The sequence below is a fragment of the Jeotgalibacillus soli genome (genome assembly GCF_000829435.1).
Lineage (GTDB): Bacteria > Bacillota > Bacilli > Bacillales > Jeotgalibacillaceae > Jeotgalibacillus > Jeotgalibacillus soli.
On sequence record NZ_JXRP01000018.1, the window covers coordinates 342849 to 367557 of the forward strand.

Here is a 24709-nt window from a genome sequence, read left to right on the forward strand (position 1 = left end):
TCAGTGACAGTATAAAGATCCGCAGGGAGAAAAAATTTTCTTTTAAAAAAGATGAAATTTTTATCTAAATTGCCGAAATTAAGTGTAAGGACAGAGAATATTCTAACGCTAAGGTAATTTGATCTGTCCAACTAAAAAATGAGGTGTACATACTTGAAATGGTTTTATAATTTGAAAACGTCTGTGAAATTGATTTCGGCGTTTGTAGTCATGGCAATAATTGTAGGGTCAGTGGGCATTTTTGGTCTAATAAACTTATGGAAAATGAATGAACAACTTGATTTCATGTATCATGAACGTGTCATACCGATAAGTGACTTAGGAACTGCTGAAACGGATTATCAGCGCATACGTGTCAATATCCGTGATATGGTATTTGTCGCAGAAACACCGGAAGAAAAAAGAGAATTAGAGGACAGACTTACAGAAATTCAAGCAGAGATTAATGCCATTATTGAGAAATTCGAAAGCAGTACATTGGTAATCGAATCAGAGCAGCAGCTGCTTGATCAATTAAAACCAGCATTAGAAGAATATTACGGTTATTTAGAAGAAGCGAAAGGGTATGCCAATGAGAATGATATCGAGGGCTACCTAGAATTAGCACCTACGTTTAAAGCATCTGGCGATGAAGTACAGACTGCTATTAAAGAGTTAATCGATTTAAATAGTCAGCTTGGGGAACAATCGAATGCAGAAGCAAAGGCATTAGCCAACTCTACGAGCGTAACAACCATCATAATCATTACTATAGCGATATTATTTAGTATTGGATTCGGCTATTTCATTGCTCGTCTTATTTCTAAGCCATTAAATAATGTTGTGGCACTAGTAGATAAGGTATCCAAAGGTGATTTAACAGAAACTACAGATATCGAAACAAAAGATGAAGTGGGCGTATTGGCGAAGTCAGTCAATGATATGATAGTGAGCTTGAGGCAAACAGTAGGAAATATTTTATTATCCGCTGAAAATGTATCGGCATCATCACAAGAAATATCAGCAACAACAGAAGAGGTTGCAAGCAGTGCTTCAAACCAAGCAAACGACGCACAAACGATCACTGAATTGTTCCGCGTCATTGTCACAAATTCAGAAAGCCAAGCCAGTGAAGCGCAAGTAATGAAAGAACAGTTTAAGGAATTAAATGTGGCGATTGATTCCATTGCAAAAAGTGCAGAGGAGACATCCGGTCTTTCTGAAAGCATGTTATTGGTTTCAAAAGAAGCGGGGCAGGTAGTCCAAACTTCTATTGACGGCATGACAAAGGTAAGTGAACAGATGACGATCTTAGAAGCGGATGCAAATAAAATCGGCAGTATTATTAATGTCATTAACGATATTGCCGCTCAAACCAACCTCCTAGCATTAAATGCAGCAATTGAGGCAGCACGAGCCGGAGAGCAGGGGAAAGGTTTTGCTGTAGTTGCAGACGAAGTCCGGAAGCTGGCTGAACAAAGCAGCAACGCAACCAAAGAGATCACAGTTATCATAAATGGCATACAAAGCAATACGAAACAAAGTGTTCAATATGTAAATGACGGGGTAAGCGCTACAAATGAGACAGAGAAGGCATTTGCTTATATCGCTGAAATGGTTGGTGAAGCGGTAGGAAAAGTTAATGAGATTGCGGCCGCTAGTGAACAGCAATCTGCACAATCCAATGAAGTCATGAGATCGATAGACAGTATAGCATTGGCGAGTGAACAACAATCCGCTCAATCGGGTGAAGTCATGAGATCCATTGAAAGTATTGCAGGAGCAAGTGAAGAAGCAGCTGCGGCAAGTGAAGAAACAGCAGCAACCTCACAATCCCTAGCAAATCTGGCAGAGGATCTGAATAACTCTGTATCGATCTTTAAAATAAAATAATTAAATCCTATAGTTAAACGCTTGATTAATAAGGGAATTTACCTAATAAAGTGGAAGAAAACACTGTGTTTTGAGAAACATCATTAGATAAATTTAATCGAAGAAGCCATTTGAAGAAGCAGGAGTCATGAAAATGACTCCTGCTTCTTCCGTGCTGTATGTGCTTGTAAAAAACAGGTCATTCCTATTATATTTAAAAATAGATGGCGAAAGAGTTTAAAGCCATTATTCACAATACACCTATTCAAAAAGGAGAATATACATATGGAACTTGGTTTGCAAAACAAAGTGGCTGTTGTAACGGGAGCAAGCGCAGGAATTGGACGTGCCATTACTCAGCGTTTATTAGATGAAGGAGCGAATGTGGTCACAGGCAGCCGAACAACCGATTCATTAAAGGAACTCGGGTATGAAAAACAGCTTCTGCCTGTGGCTGTAGACTTAAGCGAACCTCAAGGACCGGACACGCTGATACAGCAAGCAATTAAGACATTCGGGAAAATTGATATTTTGGTCAACAATGTAGGTATTGCTCCTGCAAGAGAAGGATTCCTGCAAGTAAGCGATGAGCATTGGACGAAAATGTTTGAAACAAATTTGATGAGTATGATCCGTACCAGCCGTGCTGCAATTCCCTATATGGCGATGCGAAAGAGCGGTTCCATTATTAATATTGCGTCTGAAAGCGGAAGACAGCCAGACACGATGCTGATCGACTACAGTGCATTAAAGGCGGCGATGCTAAGCGTATCAAAAGCACTCGCAAACGAATTTGGTCCACAGGGAATTAGAGTTAATTCTGTTTCGCCTGGACCAACGCGTACGCCTCTTTGGGACAATCCAGGAGGATTTGCGGACGGCTTGGCGGAACAATTTGGAATGGAAAAAGAAGAAGCCATTGTTCATTTTGCAAAAAATGTCCGTCAGCTTCCGCTTGGCCGAATGGGTCATCCAGCAGAGGTTGCAGCTGTCGTGCTTTTCCTGGCATCCGATCAGGCATCTTTTGTGACGGGGGCAGAATACACAGTTAACGGAGGTTCTTTGCGCGCTTTTTAACATACAGAACTTTGCGATGCCAACTTGTATCCTCATCCAGATATTTTATTATAAATAATATAAAACCATCAATAAATCCAACAAAAAGCTATCCTTAATAGGTAGCTTTTTTGATTCATCTTATTTCCTATAAAAATGTCATATGTGAGAATTCTAATCTGATCTATAGCGTCTGAAAAAGAATGTTGCCGAAATGCAAAAATCGGGTTCGTACTACTGAAAGCTAAAATAATTGATGGTGAAAGGAGCTTTTATCGGAGTAAGTTTAGCAACCTTGTTTGGTAAGTGAAATAACCATAAGACAACAAAGAAAAGGCCGTGCGCTCGCATGGCCGCAGGTGTATCCGACTCAGTTAGATAAAACCTTTTTGTAATTGTATAAGCTGTTTGCTGAAAAAACCAGTTTACATCCAAGAAACAAAGACAAGAAGAAACAACCGCTTGCGGCGGCTGTTTCTATTTACACTGTTTTTTTATGATAGGGCATTTCTTACTCGTCTGAATAAGAGGAAACTCCCAATGAAAATTAGGGCTCCGATTGCACTGTTCGTCAGTAGGCTGGACCCTGAATTACAGTAGTTGAAACATCCGGAGAATCGTTTACAATACTCTTCAAGAGACCAAAACTGAACATTTCACCGGGTAATATAAAAAGATCGGCCAGGGGGTATAGATAACCGCTATACAGGTCAATACAGACGACAGCCTTGATTAATCCATCCATATTTAGAGGTTCGGACGATGTAACCTCTATTTCTGTACAATCTTGAATCAAGGTGAAGGTGGACCAAGTAAGATTAAACATAGTTAAAAGCACTTCGTTGACTAAGCAGGTTTAGGTGAGATATTTATGCTATTTTACTGCTTTTAATGCTTGTTCAGAAATATAGAAATTATCTCCATTGTAAACCGTGATCGCGTTTATTTCTTTTTGTTGAGTCGACTTAGAAGTTTTCGTGATAACAATATTTTTATTTGCAGGAAGCTCCACTATTTGACGCCCTTTTTCTGCTACGAATACAGGGTTATTTGGATCGGTAACGTCAATGCGGGTTGAATATCCTTTTTTCTCAAAGGCTTCTTTTGCATTCATATAAAGTTTGTTTGTTAATTGTTCTAAATCAAAACCCATAAATTGTGCCATCTTTTTAGCAAGATCTGTATTTTCAACTAAACCTGTAGGTCTTGAAGGACCGTAAGAATACAAGAATACATCTTCTCCTGTATGGCCTCCCGTTGTAAAGCCAATATTCGCGCGGTCAGCCAGCATCTTTGTCATATCTGATCCTACGTTTTTAGAAGAATTAAGTTTTTCTAATTCTTCAGTCGTTAAATTATCAAGTCCGTAAAGAGCAGCAACTTCTTTTAGATTCGATTTCTCTGAATTTAGCTGACTTAGAGCACCTTCAACTGTCATTTTCGCTTTCTTTAATGGATCAATGTAAGCTGAAACTGGTGTTTCTGAGTATGTGGAGTCCGTGTTCATATTTCCCAGTGTAATGCCGCTGTTTCCATGGTCAGATACAGCAATAACCATTGTGTTTCCATCTTCTTTGGCAAATTCAAGGGCTTCCTTCACGGCATCATCAAAAGCAAGAGTATCACTGATCATTCCGATTGTGTCGTTTCCATGGGCTGCCCAGTCAATTTTGCTTCCTTCAACAAATAAGAAGAAACCGTCTTTATCTTTATTCAATGTGTTAATGGCTTTTTTAGTCATTTCAGCCAAGGTAGGTTCACTTGGCTTCATTGTTTCTCGATCAAAATCATACGCAAGGGCACTTGGCGCAAAGCTTCCCCATATTTTACTCGATTTAGAGGCTAATAGCTCGTCACGGCTTTCCACAATGTCATAGTTGTTTTCATCAAGCACTTCTAATAGATTTTCTCCGTCTTGTCTAGCATTTTTTGTCGTTCCTGGAGAAAGAGCTTCTTTTCCCCCGCCTAAAACGACATCAATACCCTGATAAACTTGCTGTTCTGCAATATCACCGTAATTGCTCCGGTGCGTCACATGAGCAGAAAAGCCTGCTGGCGTCGCATGCTGAATTTCAGATGTGGAGATAATGCCGGTTGCTTTTCCCAGCTGTTTCGCACCTTCTAATACGTTAGCAACTGGTTTGTAGGCATCTTCCGGATTAACCGGGTCGAGGCCTGGTGAATTAACGATAGAAGGTAGAACACCAACATATTTATCGTTTGATTTATTTCCAGTAGCAAGTGCTGTTGCTGCAGGTGCCGAATCGGTAATCGCAGATTCAGCAGAATATGTACGCATACCACCAGCCATCATTTCATCCATCGCCAGATTGTCTCCTTTATACCATCTTGAAAGGGTGGTGGCACCTGCACTCGTTCCATCCATAACCATCATGATGACATTTGTTGGTTCTTTTTGCTTGTCTTTTGCTTGAACGTTTTCTTTTAATGAAGTAAGCCCTATTGATGAAATAACCAATGCCCCCGCTAATGATAACCCGGCTACTTTTTTACTCACTTTACTCAATGTACATACCTCCATCAGATCGCTATTATCTTACGTTTTTAATGATAAAGTAAGTATATTAAGAAATTGCTTTATTAAAGTAAAGAAAAAATTTTAGTCTTGTAAATAATTATAAATTTTTAATTTGATTCAAAAAATAGGGAAATATTTAACTTGAATATTGTTTCTATTATGAAATGGTTGTAATTGAATGGGATTAGTCATGCCCTCTTTTGCAATTAAAGCAACTTGTACAATATTAATTTTTTGCGCAATTTAAATATGAATAGATAGAACGTAAATAAAAAAATCTAAATAATGGAAAATAACGTTACATTTTTGTCATATGTGTAATAGAGAATGAGATTTTATAACCGTGTCAATACTCATTTCCCTGAAATAATTAGTTTGATTATATGAACTTTTCCAATGAATAAACGTATTTACTGATATGGAAAACAACGGAAATCCTATTGGCAACAATAGATTTCGTTGTTTTTTCTATGTAGCGAACATTAAAAGCTAGTAATCATTTAAAGTAATGATTTTTTCCAAATTTAACTATGAATATGACAAAAAACAGATGATAGGATGAAGTAGTCGAAAGAACAAAAAACAAGGGGGAAGAAAAATGAACGTTAAATCATTTGTTATTTCCGGAGCATTAGCAGCATCATTATTGTTAGCACCTACAGCAACACAAGCATCTTCTGGAGCTGTTAATGTAAATCAAGACCTAAATAGTTTTAAAATAGAGCAGGCTGTAAAATCAGCTGCACAACAACAGCGCTTGCCTAAAGATTGTAATACTAATTGGGGAATGAAGACTCCAGCTCCTCAAGCAAATCAAGCTGTAAAACAACCTGCTGCTCCAGCTAAACAGCAGCCTGCAACAAAACAGTCTACTGCGACAAAGGCAGCTCAACCAGTTCAAGCTGTGAAACAACCAGCTTCACAAGCACAAGAGAAGCAAGCTGGGAACCAACAAAGCACACAAAAGTCAGCACCAGCTGCAGAAAACCAAAAACCCGCTAATCAAAGTGCACACAACAAAGCTGTTTCAGCTTTTGAACAAAAGGTAGTTGATCTGACAAATGCAGAACGTGCAAAACAAGGATTAAAGCCATTAACACTAGATGTAAGTCTAAGCAAGGTTGCGAAAGATAAATCTCTTGATATGAAACAAAAAAACTATTTTTCTCATACAAGCCCTACGTACGGATCACCGTTTGATATGATGAAATCATATGGCATCAGCTACAAGACTGCTGGAGAAAATATTGCAATGGGTCAACGTTCACCTGAAGAAGTTGTAAAAGCATGGATGAACAGTGAAGGCCACCGAAAAAATATTATGAGTTCATCGTTTACACATATCGGTGTAGGACATGTTGAACAAGGCAACTATTGGACTCAAATGTTTATCGGAAAATAAGTGAAATAATTAAAGGCATTAATTAGTGCATCAGATCATGGAAAACCCCGATTTCAACTCCTGTTGAATTGGGGTTTTTTTAGCTGAATGCATATTTCTTATTGGTCAGATGATCCTGAATATGTAACAGGATACGTTTCTTCAATTTATGATAAACTCACGGTTTCAGAATTAACAAAATAACAAATTTCAGTTCATAAAGGAGTGTTAAAATACAATAAAAATAAAAAAATCTTCAACTGATGTAGCTATAGCTGGAGTGTGGAGGGGCAGTTGAATATCTGGGTGTATCTTCCACTGCAGTTAGAATAATAGTTATCTTTCTACCTTCTACTATTCTTATTTATCTCATTCTTCCCTATACAGTGCCTGATAGCCCTCCTTCTTTGTACAGAAAACCCTTAACAAAAAAATTTTTATAAATATGAAAGAGATCACTAGTGCTGCATTAAAGAAAATTAAATTTTAAAACAATCAAAATATTCAATAATTTTACTTCGTGTATAAAAAAACTCCTTTATAACGGATAAGGTCAGGTGGTAACCCGTCCAAATTCCATAAAAAGGACACATCTCATGGACAAGATTACACGAAAAACTTCATTTGGACAATGGGTTTCACCAATAAATCTTCAATTATTTGATGAATTGGTGAAAATGATGAAATTAGATTTTTATACGAAAAAATTAACGACAGAGTCATTTCTAAAATTATTACTCTACGTACAGCTCGGAGAAGTTGAAAGTCTTAATACGCTGAGTGATTGTCGTTTCGATGACCAGCTTCAGAAAGGAATTGGCCTTGATTCGATCAGTATTTCTCAGCTGTCACGGCATTTAAATGGGATGAATCCAGATCTATTTCAACGGCTTTTCCTTGATTTAGTCGCACAAATTCATGCCCAAACACGATACCAAAGCTTGTTATGCCGTTAAAAATCATTGAAATAAGCACATTGCAACTTAATTTGACCAATCATAAATGGGCTAAGTTCCGTAAAACAAAAGCGGGTGTAAACCTGCATTTGCGCCTTGTCTTTATGGAAAAGGGAGTATCTTACCCTGAAAAAGCTGTTATAATAACGGCAAAAGAACATAATTGTGGTCAGCTTGAAAATCATGGTGGATGATAAGGCGTACATGTATGTGCTTGACCGGGGTTACCTAGACTACGAGCGCTTTGACCGGATGACTGATGATGGCTACTTTTTTCTTTCTAGACTACGTAAAAACGCAGTCATACGGGAAGTTTACGAATTTAAACTACCAGAAGATTCGGCTGTTTTATCGGATCAACTGATGTTAATTGGGACCACTCAAAACCGTACTGAAAATTACTTTCGCCTTTTAAAAGTGATGGATTCAAAAGGAAATGAACTTCCTTTCATCACCAATCGTTTTGATTTGAGTGCCGAAGAAATATCTGAGGTGTATAAATCAAGATGGGCAATCGAATTGTTTTTCAAATGGATTAAGCAGCCTCTCAATATCAAAAAATTCTACGGTCAAAGTGAATGGGCGATTCAAAATCAAGTGATTATCGCATTCATTGTTTTTTGCCTCCATGTGCTCGTTCAAATGGAGGCAAAAAGCAAGCGCAAAACCTTACAAATTAGTTGTTATTTAAGGGCTGCTTTGTGGAAACCGGCACATATTTGGCTTCGAAAAATTGAAGGAAAAGCCATTCCTTAATAAACAAACTGTCGTCGTCGCATAGATCTAATTATAAATATAATCCAAATGGAGGGAGCCGCCATTATGGGGTATTTCCTTTTGTCTCTAGACAGAAAAGATAGTTAGACGGAAAATTCAGTCATTATTTATGCGACGCTAGTGGAAAGAGATATTATCAAAAAGGTATAAATTCCATATTAAAAAACAACAGTAAATTTTAACATAGCTTTTACACTACTAGTTTTTAAGGATATTAATTTTTTCCTGATTGTTCACTTATTTCATTTTTTATTCACTCTGTAAATATTTTTACTTAAATAAGGAGGGCAAGGATGAAGAAGTTTTTATACTTAATTTTTTTAATGCTTGTATTAACGGGGTGTAATATACTCACTGATAACAAGGAGTTATATTATACAGAAGTTATAATGGAATCTACTGACAAAGCTGTTCAGAAATTCATCAATGAAGTGAAAGAAAAGAACGGCATTTATCTTTATCAAGATGCAGGAGAACGATTGTTTGTTTTCTTGAATAACGTTTTAGTGGAACAAGGAAGTGAGGCTATTTTCTTTAGTGGCTTTGACATTAAAAATGAAAAGGATACAGTTAACATTTATTTCAATCAAGAAACTAAAAAGGATTATGTTAATAAGGACTTAAACAATCAAGTTTTATATGAAGTGAAATTAGATAAAGAATATGACTATATTAAACTTTTCAGCAATAATGAAGAGACACATTTTTCTTTAGTAACAGGCGGGTAATAAACCTTGGTGGAAATTAAAGACTTTATGGAACTAGGGGTCCGTTAACGCAAATTTAATTACGTTAGAAAAACTGTGTTGGTGTTTTTATTCATGGTGTACAAGAGGTTCAGGTAACGAATCGACTGATTAAGCAATATCTAATTGGTGTCTAGTAAATTGACACTCCAATTTATAAGCAATTACGATGACTAATCACGTGAAAAAGGGGAATACAGTTTAAAAGGAGTGATAAGGATGGAACAAACTCATTTTACCTTAGAGACTGAACAACCTGGTCCAAACGAAGTGCCTACTGAGGACCCGAAAGAAGTTCCGGGAGAAATTCCAAAGGAAGCCCCTTATGAACTGCCAAAGGAAGAACCCTATCAGCCGCCGAAAGAAATCCCGAACATCCCGAGAGAAATCCCTAATGATAGATGATCAATCTGATTGAGGGAAACGAGGAAAATAATTATAGCTGGGAGTAATTAAAAAAGCAAGAACCTTTCGGGTAACAGTGAAAGGTTCTTGCTTTTTAAGCTCATTATTACAAAAAGGGAACATGAAATTGAATAATTAAGAAGCCGCTCTTTCTTTCCCTGTTATTAATTCACCTTCATTGGCAGTGCTTTTTGCATGTTTATATGCACAATATCCTAAAAACACGGATACGAGTATATAAGCGATGACAAAGTCCGGAGCCGAGTTTATAGCAAGTTTAGGCGCATGCATGAATCCGACAAAGGACAACAATGCACCAATTAATGAGAAAATACTCGCTTTTCTATACTGCTTATCAATGATATATACAGTTATGGCACCTAATATAATACCAGTAAACATGGCACCCTGACCAAGTGGAACAATACCTGCGGATATATTGGATACAACGTCGCCCGCTGCATTGTTAAAACGTGTCATCACATAGTTTGCTAAATACGGAAGCATCGCAAGGGCAACGGCAGGAAAGTATTTTGCATCATTCGATTGAAATGCAGTAGCAACCATAGAAATACCAACAAATACTAAGATTGGAGCAACAGCAGCGAGAGGAATAATAGCTGAAAAGGCTGCGATCACTCCAGACATTGCAGCAAGTCCAAATACGATTGCATTTAAAATGCTATAACCTCGGCCGGCTCCCATCCATTTGGAACCTACTGTAGCAATATATACAGTCGTAGGGAATAATCCTCCAAAAACAGCGCCAAGCATCGTTCCTACACCATCCACAGCCTGAGATTCACGTACATCATATGAATCTCCAGCAGCTGCCATGGCGTCCACATTATTCATAGTTTCAATTGCATTATATAACGTAATAGGCAGAATGATTGCAAGTAAGCCAATTAAACTTCCGAACAAATAGTTCATTCCTTCAAATGCAGCCAGGCTAGGTAAAATTGGATAAAACCCAACGTGTGTGAGACCTTCTGTAATTTGAGCAGGTGATTGATAGCCAAGTACAAAGGCTAAAATCGTCCCAATAAGCACGGCAAATAGAGAGGTAGGGATTTTAAATGGCATCGACATTTTCCCTACTACACCGACAATTATTATAATAAGAGAAACAAGGCCGACAACTGGAACAGAAAACGTATTGAACAGCATTTCCCCAGCGATAAAAGTAAGGGCGACACCCGCAAGAGCTCCCAGCATGGCAGCGCGAGGAAGATGATTACGAACCCAGTTACCGGATAAACTTACTAAAGCTTCAACCAAGCCGCTTAAAAATGCTGCCGCAACAGCAATTTTCCATGCGAGTTCATGGTCATTTGTTAACGCTAAGGCAGGTGCGAGAACGCCGAATAAAAATACAAACATAACAGGTGTACTTATTCCATAAGAAAGAGCCGTTACATCTGTTCTTCCTTCTTTTTGGGCAAGGCGGTTTGCCATGTGGGCATAATATAAATTTCCAACCATTACAGCAACCGCAGCACCTGGAATCACTTTTCCAAAAACAATTTCTGCGGAGAATCCCATGCCCAGCATGGTAACAGCGATAATCACAAAATTCGCTAAGTTATTTTGAAATAGAGCAAAAAAGGCGTCTGTATCTTCTTTTTTATACCACGGATAATGGACAGTTTTATTCATGTCGTTATTTCCTCTCGTATTTAAAAATTTTTTATTTGTTTAGCAGTATTGGGTCTGATAGGAAGGTTACTTTTCCGTTTTTTAATGATTGGATCCGTGCAAGGGATTCCACTAGATAACCGGCTTCTTTTAGTTTACTGCTGCCGTCCTGGAATGACTTTTCGATCACAATGCCAATTCCTGCTACTGTAGCGTCGGCCTGCTCCACAATTTTGGTTAAGCCAATCGCTGCCTGTCCATTCGCGAGGAAATCATCAATAATCAACACACGATCCTCAGCTGATAAGAAATTTTTAGAAACTGTTATTTCGTTTGTTTCTTGTTTAGTAAAGGAGTAAACACTGCTCGTGTACACATCATTTGTCATCGTCAGCGATTTTTTCTTGCGGGCAAAGACAAGAGGTACAGCCAATTCATTTGCTGCCATAAAACTAGGTGCAATACCAGATGATTCGATTGTCAATACTTTTGTAATCTGGTTATCACGGAATCGATTTGCGAGTTCCTTCCCGACATTGATCATAAGCTGTGTATCGATTTGATGGTTTAGAAAGCTGTCAACCTTTAATACGCCATCACTTAAAACCGTTCCTCTTTCCATAATAGCCTTTTCTAATTCTTTCACTGTTTTCGCCTCCTGGAGTGTATAACGATCATTTGTTATAAAATCAAGCTCATAAAAAAATAAAAAACCCGAACGTCAAGGCCACTTTAAACTGCAAGTGATCGCCTGACATTCGGGTCTAATTTAAATAAATAAAGACCATATTTCCCAATATAACCTTTGGCTTTTTTGGAAACGATGCAAGATTATCACTCATAGTCAAGTCATTTACGGTAACCTGGTAGAAACTTGTAGGCCATATCCCTACGATTATATGAGTTTTCATTCGATTGTTTGTGTATGAGTGAGATTATAAAGGAAATCACGTGAAAATAAAACCTAAATATCCAAAAAACGAATCAATTTAATTTTTTAAAATATTCTGTTCGTTTATGAGGGATCTTTATTTGGTTTACAAATTGAGAGATTAAAGAAAAAAACACCTATTTTGCTGCTGATTAATCCTTTTAAGATTTGATTGAAGATCTGACTAATTTTGTATAATTCAGAGTGGAGGAAAAAGGTGTTTTATGAAATCTATTAATTTATCAAGGCAGCAAAAAAGCAGAAGCAGGAACCTTGTGAATGATCCCTGCTTCTGCTTTAAAGATGGAATAAAGGTCTAAGCATTGATAATAAAACATGTAAGCTATTAATTATTTTGCTTTTTGATGAAGTGATAGGGGTATTTTATTTAATACTAGATGTGCCTACTAATGATTCGGGTGTCATTTCGAGTAGTAAGAGACTTATTTTTGAATAACCAATACTTTTATGTTCAGAAAAAGTTTGTTTTAATACTTGGAAATCACGGTCATCTTTCAATTTTTGAACTTCCTTTTTAAACAAACGTAGAACAGAGCGGTATACAAATTTAGGGGTATTTGCTCCAGGATTTTCATTCATTATTAAACACCCAAGGTAATGGTATTTAAATTGAAGGGCACGGGTAAGATTAACCATATCCAACAGTTTATCAAAAAGGTTAGGATAGTCTTTTTTAAACTTTTCTAAGGCTTCTTCAGCTGCTTTTAACTCATTAAGACTTGATAAAGTTATCATTGATGCTTCCTCCTTTTATTTGTCCCAAGGTTTATCCAATGAAATATTTTCAGCTAATTCTTTACTTTTCTGTCTTCTTAATTTACGCATTTCTGCTCTTTCTTTACCGGTTTTATAAAGAAATTTTTCTTCTTCTGTTTGTGGAATGATACCGGGAACTTCAACTGGCCGTTTCTTTTCATCTAAGGCTACAAATGTCAGAAATGCCGTAGCGGCAATTCGGCGCACACCATTCATCATATCTTCTGCGATAACTTTACAAAAAATTTCCATAGAGCTCTTTCCAGTATATGTGACGAAGGATTCGACACAAACTGAGTCAGTTTGATGAATAGGGCATAAGAAATCGATATGATCCGTAGATGCAGTTACGCATTCCTTAACTCTAGAATGCCTGCGGGCTGATAAAGTTGCCGCGTCATCGAGCTTTTTCATCAAAACGCCGCCAAACAGCGTATTATAGTTATTTAAATCGCAGGATAATACTTGTGCTGTATTAACAATACGACTTTCATTTACTTTTTTCACATCCATTTTTTGCTTCCTTTCATGTTTAGAATCAGGATATAAGATCAATTTTTTAATTAATTCAGTTTTTTTCCTGATGCAAGTGTATGCCGCGCTGTACCGTAAGTAAAATGGTTATTTTTTATCTTTATCATAGCTTTTATCTATGGAAACGCTTCAACCTATGCCTTGTATACAGTATTTTTAAAAAATAAAGGCTGTTTTCTAAAGGATTGTTTTTTAAAAATATGGACATTTATTAATTTCCTATAATATGCTAAAAATTAATTATATATCCATTAGGATAGATTTGTTTAAAGAAAATTAATCTATATATGTTAGATTATACAAATTCGGGGTGTGGTAATGAGTAAAGATAAAGAAACTCCTGAAAGAAGAAGAGAAAGATAAAAACAAGACGAATTGAAAAAAAGTCCAACTGAAAATATGAACGATGCGTTTAACAGGTAAGAAAATGGAAATCTTGTTAATTTAGCAGGTAGTTTAGGTTGGAAAGTCACTGAGGTACTTATACTTGTAATTATTATAGGTTTTGAATTTATTTAATCCAAGACTTCCTTATGCATTCAAGATTTTGTGTCTTCAATAAAATACAGTAGAAATGTGTATGTGAAGTTTTTCAGCAATTTTAGATAGAGTATAACTTTCTATCATTTATTACAGTACGGTCAAGAAAGCAACAATCTATACGAAAACAGCGTAAATAAAAAAGACAATTCAATTTAATTGAACTGTCTTCATGAATCTGGGAGCATATCATTCATCATCTTGAGATCCCTTTGTAAGCTGTTGTTTTGTAAACTGCAGCCATTCTTTTGCAGCATAGGAGAGGTATTGATTTTTTTTCCAAATAATCGCTAGGTTCCAGCTTATTGATGGGTTTACTACTTTAACCGAACGTACATTTTTATTTAGATTATGGCAGATACTCTCCGGTAAAAGGGAGATTCCAAGTTTGAACGCGACCATTTCTTCAATGAAAGAATGATGAGAACTTTCAGATATTATGTGTGGCGTAAAGCCTACATTGTTACAAGAAAGAATAATTCGATCGTTTAAGACGAAGTCCTGATTAAACAAAATGAAAGCTTCATTAATCAATTCAGCTAAATGGACTTCCTCCCTATCTGCCAGGGGGTGTGCCGGGTGAAGGATGAGCTTTAGGTCTTCTTCCATAAAAGAGAAATGGTCGAAGATGTCGTTATTAGTAGGAAGAACAATAATACCAACATCAAGAAGGTTGTTTCCTACGTCTTCTTCAATTTTCTTTGAACCATCTTCTACTAGCTGAAAAGTAATCCCAGGATACTTTTCGTGAAAGCTGCTAACAATTTTTAGGAAAAAATGCGCATAAAAAATTGGAGGCAATCCAATCCGTATATGTCCTTTTTTCAGCCCCGTAAGATTGTCTAATTCCGTTTCCAAATTATTAAATGCTTTGTTAATCAATTTTGCTTGCTCCAAAATGATTTGTCCTGCATCAGTTAAGGTTAACTGTTTACGGGAACGGTCAAAAAGAGCCACTCCCAACTCGGTTTCAAGGTTTTTAATCATTTTACTAATGGTGGGCTGGGTAATAAATAAGTGGTCTGCTGCACGGGAAAAACTATTAAAATTCGATACTTCAATAAAATATTGTAAATGTTTGATATCCAATTTCGTACACCTGCTTATAGCTATTTTTTGGAGTATTACTAAGGAGCAGTTTCAATGAATTAATTGGGTGTTTGTCCTATTGATCTATCTGCTTTTTTCTCTATTTAATGATTATTGTAAAGAATAAACAAAAATAATTGCTGCAGCATTCAACGGAATGATCAAGATAAGTGTTAAAAATGTGAATAAAGAAAAAAATTTATCGTCTTTAAATATTTCACCATATTTTAGAGTATTAAACTATTTTTAATTCAAATCCTATTAAATTAGGTTGAATGTTTCTTTAATTGAACGATGTTTTGTAGAAATTTATGATACATATATAAATATAATTCTCTAAGTTCAACGATTTAGCATTCAATAAAGGAAGAATAGTATGTATGAGTGATGTGAAAATCTTCATAGCTTGGTTTAGGTGAAGAGATATGCGAAATTTTATTAATAAGTACAACATAAAAGAGTCCGATGTATCCTTAAATTCAGGATTTTCGGACTCTTTTCGATGACCTAAACCAAACCCAAGAAGGTTAAACTCCTTGGCGAGACTGAATGTCTTACTGAATTTGTTTGTAGCCAAGGGAGACCAACTGATGTAAATTTTCACGTCGAACACTGTAAAAATTTTCGTCGTCCGCAGTGACCGTGACATAGTCTTCCGTGAGCATATCCATTTCCTCGCCTAAAAAATCGTCAAGTTTGCGCATTCAGAGTCCCTCCTTTCATTGTTATAATTATATTAACTGAAAATTAAAAATATATATATCCGCCAAAAGGCTGAATTATTATAATGGATAAGTTATAAAAACTCACATCAAATGAATGTATACTTGGTGATTACTATTTTGAAATTTTAATTGGGACGGTGTCTTTTCTCGCTGCTTTTCGCTATCTAACTAGTGTAGGGAGTCATTTAATTGATCAACCTCAAGTGAAAAGGAGTGGATACAATGTCCTGGTTGCCGTATTATCAAACATTTCATTCAAAAGAAGAGCTGAATCGCGCGGTAAAGAAGCATCTTTCTGAAAATGCTCATAATATGAAGGAAGCTGAACGAATTCTTTTTCAGTTGATCAGCCGTTATGCGGTTAAATTTCCGGGTGCTGCTCATTTAAAAGCAGCGACGATGGCAGAGCATATGGGCTGCTCTGAAAAAACAATACGACGTCTTCTCATACTGCTGGAATCCAAGAGGATGATTAAAAAAATCCCAACGATCCGAAAAGTCAGCGGAGGAAAAGGAGCCAATGTCATCATTATTCAATCTTATGATGAAAAGGCTGAAAAATGTCTTGAATATACACATAATGACCAGTCGGAATTGTCCAGTCGCACTTCTGCTGAAACCTCTACTGCCACAAGTAATAAACCTCGAAATTCTTCAAATGAAACCATTACTTCTTTTAAGCAAAAAGATCCTTTAAAGAATTTACAAGATACGGCTGTGCCAGCGTCCGTTCTATCCAAAAAAATTCCTGAAGAAATTTTCACTGCCATGTCCAAATATTTCAGTAACGATGCAGAAGCCATGTATTCGTATTATGGGTTGCTGCTCCGAGCAAAGGCATCGGTTGCAAAGGACCTGCGAATTGAGGAAAGTCCTGAACCGTTTATTGAAGCCTGGCACGGAGTAATATTAAAGGCAAAGCAAGGAAAGGTACGCTCGCTCAACAGCTATTTATACAGGGCTTGGCAGCAGGCGGCGCTAACGGCTTTAAGACAAAAAAATCCTATTTTTAATTGGCTTGAATCGTAACTTTTTTACTCAGGGGTGTCTCTTGGCAGGATGAACAGCTATATAGAGGGTGAAGGGAGGTGAGCAGGATGGCACAAATTTTTGTAAATGATGTAAAGCTTCGCCTTGTGTTTGAAGCGGGACTTGGCAACGAGGGTATGCCGATTTTGAAAAATAAAACGTTCAACCGCGTTCGCTTAACGGTTACACCAGAAGAGCTGTACAATACCGCTGCTGCTATTGCTTCATTGAGTGACTATGCTTTATTTGAAGTGAACCGCCTTGAAAAGGCCGCTGTTGCTCAGTAATGTGAAAATCTAGAAAGTGAAGGGAGGAGACAGTGTGATTAAAACATTGGAGCTGCAATTTACAACGCAAGAAGGCGGAACATCATCCATCAGCATCGAGGCACCAAAGGAATCTATAGATCCTGCTGCTATTAAAGCGGCGATGGAGGCCATTATCGCAGGAAATGCCTTTACTTCACCATCAGGCGGACTAGTTGCCATAAAAGGTGCTAGACTGGTTGCGCGTGAAGTAACGCAAGTAGAAATCGTGTAAAAAGTAGAGATGGTCAAGCGTTGCTTGGCCATCTTTTTATAAAGGAGGAGAATAAATGGAGCAATGGATGTCATTTATCAGTGAGCTAGGATTTCCAATCATTGTGACGCTGTATCTTCTGCACAGGATCGAAGCAAAGCTCGAAGCGGTCATTCAATCCATTCAGCATTTACCTGAAAGAATTAAATTATAACCTCTTGAAGAAAAACAATCGTACCAAAGCTTTGTTAAGTACGCTTTATGTATAGCATATGCAGACGGATCCTTAAAGGGTTCGTTTTTTTGGATCAACCTTGTAGAAAAAGTAGAATTACATTTGTTATAATAAAAAATACAATAAAAACACGATTCGTAGGCAGCAACTGTTTTTATTGCAATTAATGATAAGGTGGGCGTATTGTGTTGGAAAAAAATAAATACAGCGTATTGCTGTACTATAAATATGTAACCATTGAAGATCCAGCTGAGTTTGCGAAAGAACATAAAGCGTTGTGTGATGAAATTGGTTTAATGGGCCGTATTTTAGTAGCAAATGAAGGAATCAATGGAACTGTTTCTGGAACCAAAGAACAAACTGAAAGCTATATGGAGGCAATGAGGAACGACCCCCGCTTCCATGACACAGTGTTTAAAATTGATGAATCAGAAGAACATGCCTTTAAAAAAATGAAGGTGCGTCATCGTAAAGAGCTCGTGACACTTCGCTTAGAAAATGATATTAATCCTCTTCAAACAACCGGTAAATATCTTTCTCCAGCAGAATTCTATGAGCAAATGCAAGCAGAGGATACGGTCGTTATTGATGCAAGAAACGACTATGAGTACGATCTAGGCCACTTTAGAGGGGCCATTAAACCGGAAATTCAGAACTTCCGAGAACTTCCTGAATGGATTCGTGAAAACAAAGAACAGTTTGAAGGCAAAAAAATTCTCACCTATTGTACAGGGGGAATTCGCTGCGAAAAGTTTTCAGGCTGGCTGGTTGAGGAAGGCTTTGAAGATGTTTCCCAGCTGCATGGAGGAATCGCAACGTACGGAAAGGACGACGAAGTTCAAGGCAAGCTTTGGGATGGAATGATGTATGTTTTCGATGAAAGAATCAGTGTACCAGTCAATCAAGTGGAGCACGTTGTCGTCGGAAAGGACTACTTTACCGGAGAGCCATGTGAGCGCTATGTAAACTGTGCCAACCCTGCATGCAACAAGAAAATACTTTGTTCAGAAGAGAATGAAGCCTTCTATCTGAGAAGCTGTTCACATGAATGCCGTGTAGATGAAAGAAATCGCTATGTGATTCAACACGGTCTAACGGCTGAAGAGGTTGAAGTGCAATTGCACAAAATTGAGTCTGCAGCTAAAACCGCAGTATGCTGACGTTTAATGTGAACCTGTAATTACTAAAAGTTGATAAAATACAAGAAAAAGGACTCCAGGAGAGTCCTTTTTTCTTGTATTAATAACTAGATAATGTCACTTTATACGGATAATTCGAAGGGTACTAGCACGTACTATATTGGCTATTATCGTTTTCTTTAATGTTTCAATAAAAGTAAGCCTTAGGAGATCGACTCTCATAAGGCTTTTGATATGGATGGAGCATTGAAGGACGGCTGATTGTTCAAGGAGTATACGAAATCCCTAAGGTCCTTATCGATCATTTTACATACTTATATGATCCATATGCCTTCCTTTTAATCCTGCACAAGAAAGACCCTATGCTTATAAGATCAGAATACTAGTACGCCCAATCCGATCGGCGAGTTTAGAAGGAATTTAGCCGCTTTACCACGAACTATATCTATGATGATACTGACTTGAACGTACTGTAAGAGACCAATGCGCATCGGATCGTCATTTCCTATGTATTCGATTCATAGAAAGGTATCTATTATCAATAAGTTGTGTACATCACGAAGAGCTCTGATCTTAACGTTTATACTTATACTGACCCTAAAGCATAACAAAACGTCTTGATGAAGCATTTAATTCCAAAGGCCCTGATCCTAGGGGCATTTAAACCCAGGTTGAACACAAGGAGCGGTTCTTATTTGGGATATTTTGTAAAAATACTGAAAAATAATAAGAATTCTAAGAGTAAAAAGTGATAAATTGAAACATAGGTGCAGCTTGATTTAATAACATTTAAAATAATTAGAAAATTATAAAAAATAATTAAAATTAAATAATATAAAGCAAAATAATGAAACCATTCCTTAGCGAAATCTAATAAGATTTGAGTAGAGGGGGAGAAAGATTGGCTGAATTGCTGATTGTTGATAATGATCAACTAGCCAGACGGGAGATATGTACGATCGTAAAAGAAAGTAAATATCACTTCTTATCTATATATGAGTCAAGTACAGTTCAAAGAGGCCTGCTCCTTTTAAAGCAAAGTCAGCCAAGTGCCCTTATTATCGATCTCTCTTTACCTGATATGGATGGTATTAAATTCGGGAGAACAGCACTTCAATTGTATCCTTCGCTGCCGGTAATTGTCGCCACTCAGCTAAAGATGTTTGAACTAGCTCAAGACGCGATTAACTCTGGTTTTTCTTCTTATTTATTGAAACCGCTTTCAAAAAATGAGTTAATTGAAACATTTGACCGGGTGCTGGCTCCAGAGATTAGTTCGGAATTAAATATGGGGACCAATAAACGATCGGGTCAGTTTTTATCAGATATCAAAAATCCAATCGAAAGCACGATCCAGTATATTCAAATGAACTACGGCGAACAACTAACATTAAAGGGAATAGCCGATCTTGTGTATTTGAGCCCTTCCTACTTCAGCCGTCTATTTAAAGAAGATACTGGAATGACATTTGTTGAGTATTTATCATTTGTCAGGGTTCAAAAAGCAAAAGGAATGCTTCGGCTTTCTTCTTTGCCAATTGAAGTGATTGCAAACAACACCGGTTTTGCAAATTCAAGTTATTTTGCCACAGCATTCAAAAAAATTGTAGGAAAAACACCGAGTGAATATCGGGAACAATTTCACTGGAAATCAAGGGCATCTTTAAAAGCTGACAGCGGGAGGTGAAAAAATTATGATTGCCATTCAAAAGGAAATACAAAGATGTATACAAAACGGGTTAAGTGGTGTAATCGGAACCATCATTTCCACAGAGGGCTCTACCTATCAAAAAACAGGAGCCAAATGCTTCATTCATGAGGATGGAAAAATCACGGGGCTTCTAAGCGGCGGATGTGTTGAAGGGGATTTAAAGGAATACGCTTTTCAAATAATAGAATCAGGAATTCCGCAAATCGTTGAGTATGATTTTCAAGATGAGGGTGATCTTGTTTGGGGCCTTGGATTAGGCTGCAACGGCAAAATGGATATTTTTCTTGAGCCTTTTCTTCCAAAGCAGGAATACGAAAGAGCCGTCAGTATTGATGCGTATTATAAAGCTGCGTTAATGAAACCGATGCACTGTATAACCATTATTAGGTCTGCTGAACAATCATTAGTCGGAACGAAATGGATGATTGATCCTGAATCGGAAGAATTTCCCGAAATAGAAAATAAGGAGATCCTCATCGACTATTTACATCAGCGGGAAACGCTGAAAAATGGTCGAAGCATGATAGAGGAGAAATGCGAACTTCAAGTTTTTTATGAATGTACGACCCCGCCTCCGCAGCTTATGATTTTTGGAGCTGGACCTGATGCTGTTCCAATTGTGCGAATGGCGAAATCATTAAATTGGCAGGTTACGGTGTTGGACTACAGACCGGCATTTGCAACGGAAGAGAATTTTCCAGAGGCGGATCGGCTACTCATTTATCCTGCTGGAACAGCTCCTGTGATTGAACTTAACAGGAACTCCTATGTTATTTTAATGACGCATAATTTTTTGCAGGATCAGCTCATACTGGAGCATATTTTGACTAAAGACGCAGCGTACATCGGACTGCTTGGCCCAAGAAAAAGAACGAATGAATTAATTAAAACGAGTATGAGTCTTGAAATGAATATGAAAATTGATGAAATTCATAGTCCGATTGGCTTGGATATTGGCTCAAAAACGCCTGAAGAAATCGCATTGAGTATAATAGCCGAAATCATGCTCGTGTATCGCGGGGGAACAGGTTCAAGGCTTAGTGACGTGAAATCACACCCTTTAGTGGAAACTCAGAGAGGATGTGAGGTGTTATTGAACACATAAATCCAAAGATTTGGGGGATCGTCCTTGCGGCAGGCTTTTCAAGAAGGATGGGAACCGCTAAAATGCTCCTCCCTTTTAAAGAGAAATCGATTTTCCGGCATGTGATTGATCAAGGCTTACATTCACAGTTATACGGAATAACGGCCGTAGTGAATGCTGATATCCCGGAGCTGATAAAGGAAGCTTCGGCTGTCGGAGCCATTCATACCATTCTTAACGATCGTGCTTCTAATGAGATGTCCCAGTCGATGAAAAAAGGGCTGCAATCGGTGCCTAAGGATGCGGACGCAGCCATGTTTTTACTGGGAGACCAGCCATTAGTAACATCAAACGATATCAATATCGTCATAAGAGATTACTATTCTCAGAAACCCCGGCCCTTGATTGTACAGGCAAGCTATGAAAATCAAAAGGGACATCCGGTGCTTTTCAGTAGATGCTTGTTTCCTCCATTATTGAGGGTTACTGGAGATGAAGGTGGAAGATCTGTTATCCACAAATATCAACAACAGGTTTATTACGCAACGATGCAAAAGAAAATGGCTCCAGATATTGATACAAAAGCAGATTATCAAGCATTGCTTCGGGAGGAGATATAGCAAATGGAAAATGTAGTTGGAAAACCAGTTCCACGTGTTGAAGATGCAAGATTATTAATGGGACAAGGAAAATATATAGACGACATCGGAACGCCGCCAAATACTGCTCATATCGCGATTGTAAGAAGTGCATATCCGCATGCCAGTATACAATCCATTCAGATTGAAAAAGCGCTGGAGGTTCCGGGTGTAAAAGGTATTATTACTGGAAAGGATGTTGTTCAATATTTAAACCCGTTTAGTGTGGGAGTAAGTGCTCCGGTCAAATACTATCCAATTGCGGTTGATAAGGTTCGTTATGTTGGAGAGCCGGTAGCGGTCGTCATCGCAAAAAATCGATACATTGCGGAGGACGCAGCTGAATTAGTTAAGGTGAAATACGAAACGCTTGAAGCGATTGTTGATATTGAGAAATCAATGGAAGACGATGCTCCTTTATTACATGAAAACGTAGGATCTAACATTGCCAATCATCGAAGCTTCCATTATGGTGACGCACATTCTGCATTTAAAAACGCAGACCGCATTATTAAGCATACATTCAATTTTCCTAAGTATTCAGCTACACCTGTTGAAACATATGGAATCATTGCACAGTATGAATCAAGCTCAGATCAATATACAATCAACGCCAATTTTCATGGGCCATTTGTGATTCAAGCGGTCATGGCAGGGGCCTTGAAAATTCCTAGCAACCGTTTAAGAATCATTGTTCCAAAGGACATTGGAGGCAGCTACGGAATTAAAGCGGGAACGTTCCCCTATATGGTTCTCTGTGCAATCGCAAGCCGCATTGCAGGATGTCCTGTTAAGTGGATTGAAGATCGCCAGGAACATCTATCTGCAAGTTCAAGTGGAACGGACCGTGTCACCTATATCGAAGCGGCAGTTCAAGAGGACGGAAAGGTTTTAGGCCTTAAAATGAAAATGATTGATAATGTCGGTGCCTATATCCGTGCCCCTGAGCCTGCCTGTTTATATCGAACCCATGCGAATACTACAGGCGCATATGATATCCCTAATCTGATGGTGGATGGGTATATCGTCATGACGAATAAATTGCCGACTGGGCTGATCAGGGGATACGGAGGTCAGGAGCTTTATTTTCCGCTTGAGCGGATTATGCAAATGATTGCGCATGAGCTTCAATTAGATCCTGCTGATGTGATCAGAAGGAACTTAATCAAAACAGAAAAATTTCCTTATCATACAGCCTCTGGAGGGATCTATGACAGCGGTGATTATGAAAAAGGGTTTGAGCTTGCTTTAGCAACCGGGAAATATACAGAATTTCGTGAGAAACAAGAAAAGGCGAGAAAAGAAGGCAAGATTTTCGGTGTCGGTTTGGCGTGCATTGTTGAACCTTCGGGATCGAATATGGGCTATATTACGATCGCGCTTACGCCTGAAGAAAGAGCAGCCTCGCTACCAAAATCAGGCTGTGCAGAAGCGGCCACGATTTCAATGGATCCGATGGGAAATGTCAATGTACGGATTAGTACAACACCATCAGGACAGGGACATGAAACAGTAGCCGCTCAAATCGTAGCAGATGTTCTGCAAATTCCAAGAGAACAAATTAATGTAGTTGCTGAATTAGATACGGCAACCAGTGCTTGGTCCATTGCATCAGGAAGTTATTCCAGCCGGTTTGCTTCTTTAGGATCAAGTGCCGTCTATTATGCGGCTCATAAGGTAAAGGAGAAAATTCTTAAAATAGCGGCCCATCACCTGCAAACAAAAGAAGATGACCTTGTAATTGAAAGCGCTATTATCCGTTCAAAGAGTGACCCGTCAAAGAAATATTCCATGAAAAGAGCAGCGGGATCCGCACATTGGAATCCATTATCTCTTCCTGATGGAATGCAGCCAGGAATTTATGAAACATACTACTATACTGCAACGATTGCAGAACCGCCGGATGAGAATGACTTAATTAATTCATCCATCACATACGGTTTTGTTGCTGACATGGTCACAGTTGAAATCGACCCGGAAACGGCTGAGGTAAAGATTCTGGATTATTTCACCATTCACGATGCCGGAAAGCTATTAAATCCATTAATCGTTGATGGGCAAATTTATGGCGGCTTGGTGCATGGGCTTGGAGGGGCTTTGTACGAAGAGCTTGCTTACGACGATAAGGGGCAGTTTTTAACGGGGTCATTTATGGATTATTTATGTCCAACCGCGCCTGAAATACCGAACATCACCATTAAGCATATTGAAACACCATCACCAGTAACACCGCTCGGGGCGAAAGGCTTGGGTGAAGGAAATACGATGAGTGCGCCAGTAGCAATAGCTAATGCGGTAAGTGATGCACTGACCCCCTATAACATTATGATTGATTCATTGCCATTAAGCCCCACAAAAATATGGCAATTACTCCAAAGTTCCAAGGTGAAAACTACTTAAAAGAGGTGA

General features: G+C 38.0%; 22 protein-coding genes, 2 pseudogenes and 1 riboswitch. Of the genes and pseudogenes, 17 read left to right on the forward strand and 7 right to left on the reverse strand.

The window, feature by feature from the left end; all coding sequences use genetic code 11:
• The first annotated feature begins 138 nt into the window (after positions 1-138).
• Positions 139-1872, forward strand: a complete 1734-nt coding sequence (locus tag KP78_RS12135) for a methyl-accepting chemotaxis protein (protein WP_268747523.1) — start codon at positions 139-141, stop codon at positions 1870-1872.
• Positions 1873-2136: 264 nt separating this feature from the next.
• A complete protein-coding gene (locus KP78_RS12140) occupies positions 2137-2928 on the forward strand; it encodes an SDR family NAD(P)-dependent oxidoreductase (RefSeq protein WP_052474785.1) in 792 nt (263 codons plus the stop codon).
• Positions 2929-3781: 853 nt separating this feature from the next.
• On the opposite strand, the gene KP78_RS12150 is transcribed toward KP78_RS12140, so the two are convergent.
• Entirely contained in the window at positions 3782-5449 is a 1668-nt protein-coding gene (locus tag KP78_RS12150) for an alkaline phosphatase (protein WP_041089312.1), read from the reverse strand.
• Positions 5450-6044: 595 nt separating this feature from the next.
• Here KP78_RS12150 and KP78_RS12155 point away from each other — a divergent pair.
• The 5 genes and pseudogenes from KP78_RS12155 (at position 6045) to KP78_RS12170 (ending at position 9711) form a co-directional block, all read left to right on the forward strand.
• Positions 6045-6848, forward strand: coding sequence for a CAP domain-containing protein (locus tag KP78_RS12155; protein ID WP_041089314.1), 804 nt, complete (start codon positions 6045-6047; stop codon positions 6846-6848).
• A gap of 254 nt (positions 6849-7102) precedes the next feature.
• On the forward strand, positions 7103-7270 hold the full coding sequence (locus KP78_RS20700) for a PspC domain-containing protein (RefSeq protein ID WP_422723710.1): 168 nt from the start codon (positions 7103-7105) through the stop codon (positions 7268-7270).
• 153 nt (positions 7271-7423) lie between these two features.
• Positions 7424-8539 (forward strand): annotated as a pseudogene (locus tag KP78_RS12160) (IS4 family transposase).
• 314 nt (positions 8540-8853) lie between these two features.
• Positions 8854-9288, forward strand: coding sequence for a membrane lipoprotein lipid attachment site-containing protein (locus KP78_RS12165; protein ID WP_041089316.1), 435 nt, complete (start codon positions 8854-8856; stop codon positions 9286-9288).
• A 237-nt stretch (positions 9289-9525) separates the two neighbouring features.
• A complete protein-coding gene (locus KP78_RS12170; protein WP_041089317.1) occupies positions 9526-9711 on the forward strand; it encodes a hypothetical protein in 186 nt (61 codons plus the stop codon).
• Between the two features lie 135 nt (positions 9712-9846).
• On the opposite strand, the gene KP78_RS12175 is transcribed toward KP78_RS12170, so the two are convergent.
• From KP78_RS12175 to KP78_RS12190, 4 genes are all read right to left on the reverse strand, one after another.
• Complete coding sequence (locus KP78_RS12175; protein WP_041089319.1) at positions 9847-11370, reverse strand: NCS2 family permease; 1524 nt, start codon at positions 11368-11370, stop codon at positions 9847-9849.
• A 31-nt stretch (positions 11371-11401) separates the two neighbouring features.
• A complete protein-coding gene (locus tag KP78_RS12180; protein ID WP_041089322.1) occupies positions 11402-11995 on the reverse strand; it encodes a xanthine phosphoribosyltransferase in 594 nt (197 codons plus the stop codon).
• A gap of 175 nt (positions 11996-12170) precedes the next feature.
• Positions 12171-12272: riboswitch (purine riboswitch) on the reverse strand.
• Between the two features lie 392 nt (positions 12273-12664).
• Positions 12665-13036 (reverse strand): hypothetical protein, encoded by a 372-nt coding sequence (locus KP78_RS12185; RefSeq protein WP_041089324.1) that lies wholly within the window; start codon positions 13034-13036, stop codon positions 12665-12667.
• A 15-nt stretch (positions 13037-13051) separates the two neighbouring features.
• A complete protein-coding gene (locus tag KP78_RS12190) occupies positions 13052-13570 on the reverse strand; it encodes an acyl-CoA thioesterase (protein ID WP_041089326.1) in 519 nt (172 codons plus the stop codon).
• Between the two features lie 456 nt (positions 13571-14026).
• Here KP78_RS12190 and KP78_RS21100 point away from each other — a divergent pair.
• A pseudogene (locus tag KP78_RS21100) lies at positions 14027-14110 on the forward strand (DUF6366 family protein); the annotation flags it as partial.
• A 210-nt stretch (positions 14111-14320) separates the two neighbouring features.
• Here KP78_RS21100 and cidR read toward each other — a convergent pair.
• Both cidR and KP78_RS20090 read right to left on the reverse strand, forming a co-directional pair.
• Positions 14321-15220 carry a cidABC operon transcriptional activator CidR gene (cidR, locus tag KP78_RS12195; protein ID WP_041089328.1) on the reverse strand — a complete coding sequence of 300 codons (900 nt, stop codon included), beginning with the start codon at positions 15218-15220 and terminating at the stop codon, positions 14321-14323.
• Between the two features lie 554 nt (positions 15221-15774).
• Positions 15775-15924, reverse strand: coding sequence for a hypothetical protein (locus tag KP78_RS20090; RefSeq protein ID WP_157841494.1), 150 nt, complete (start codon positions 15922-15924; stop codon positions 15775-15777).
• Between the two features lie 243 nt (positions 15925-16167).
• Between KP78_RS20090 and KP78_RS12200 the strand changes: the two genes are divergently transcribed.
• The 9 genes from KP78_RS12200 to KP78_RS12240 all read left to right on the forward strand — a co-directional run bounded on the left by KP78_RS12200 (position 16168) and on the right by KP78_RS12240 (position 24700).
• Positions 16168-16974, forward strand: a complete 807-nt coding sequence (locus tag KP78_RS12200; protein ID WP_041089330.1) for a helix-turn-helix domain-containing protein — start codon at positions 16168-16170, stop codon at positions 16972-16974.
• 68 nt (positions 16975-17042) lie between these two features.
• Complete coding sequence (locus KP78_RS12205; RefSeq protein ID WP_041089332.1) at positions 17043-17261, forward strand: DUF1659 domain-containing protein; 219 nt, start codon at positions 17043-17045, stop codon at positions 17259-17261.
• 34 nt (positions 17262-17295) lie between these two features.
• Positions 17296-17514, forward strand: coding sequence for a DUF2922 domain-containing protein (locus KP78_RS12210; RefSeq protein ID WP_041089334.1), 219 nt, complete (start codon positions 17296-17298; stop codon positions 17512-17514).
• A gap of 55 nt (positions 17515-17569) precedes the next feature.
• The gene (locus tag KP78_RS12215; RefSeq protein WP_041089336.1) at positions 17570-17707 is read left to right on the forward strand and encodes a YvrJ family protein; all 138 of its coding nucleotides are present in this window, start codon (positions 17570-17572) and stop codon (positions 17705-17707) included.
• A 209-nt stretch (positions 17708-17916) separates the two neighbouring features.
• Entirely contained in the window at positions 17917-18888 is a 972-nt protein-coding gene (gene trhO / locus KP78_RS12220; RefSeq protein WP_422723711.1) for an oxygen-dependent tRNA uridine(34) hydroxylase TrhO, read from the forward strand.
• Between the two features lie 880 nt (positions 18889-19768).
• Positions 19769-20554 carry a response regulator transcription factor gene (locus KP78_RS12225; RefSeq protein ID WP_041089340.1) on the forward strand — a complete coding sequence of 262 codons (786 nt, stop codon included), beginning with the start codon at positions 19769-19771 and terminating at the stop codon, positions 20552-20554.
• A 7-nt stretch (positions 20555-20561) separates the two neighbouring features.
• Positions 20562-21683 carry an XdhC family protein gene (locus tag KP78_RS12230; protein ID WP_052474786.1) on the forward strand — a complete coding sequence of 374 codons (1122 nt, stop codon included), beginning with the start codon at positions 20562-20564 and terminating at the stop codon, positions 21681-21683.
• Positions 21684-21730: 47 nt separating this feature from the next.
• Positions 21731-22282, forward strand: coding sequence for a nucleotidyltransferase family protein (locus KP78_RS12235; protein ID WP_052474787.1), 552 nt, complete (start codon positions 21731-21733; stop codon positions 22280-22282).
• 3 nt (positions 22283-22285) lie between these two features.
• The gene (locus tag KP78_RS12240; RefSeq protein ID WP_041089342.1) at positions 22286-24700 is read left to right on the forward strand and encodes a xanthine dehydrogenase family protein molybdopterin-binding subunit; all 2415 of its coding nucleotides are present in this window, start codon (positions 22286-22288) and stop codon (positions 24698-24700) included.
• The last annotated feature ends 9 nt before the right edge of the window (positions 24701-24709 follow it).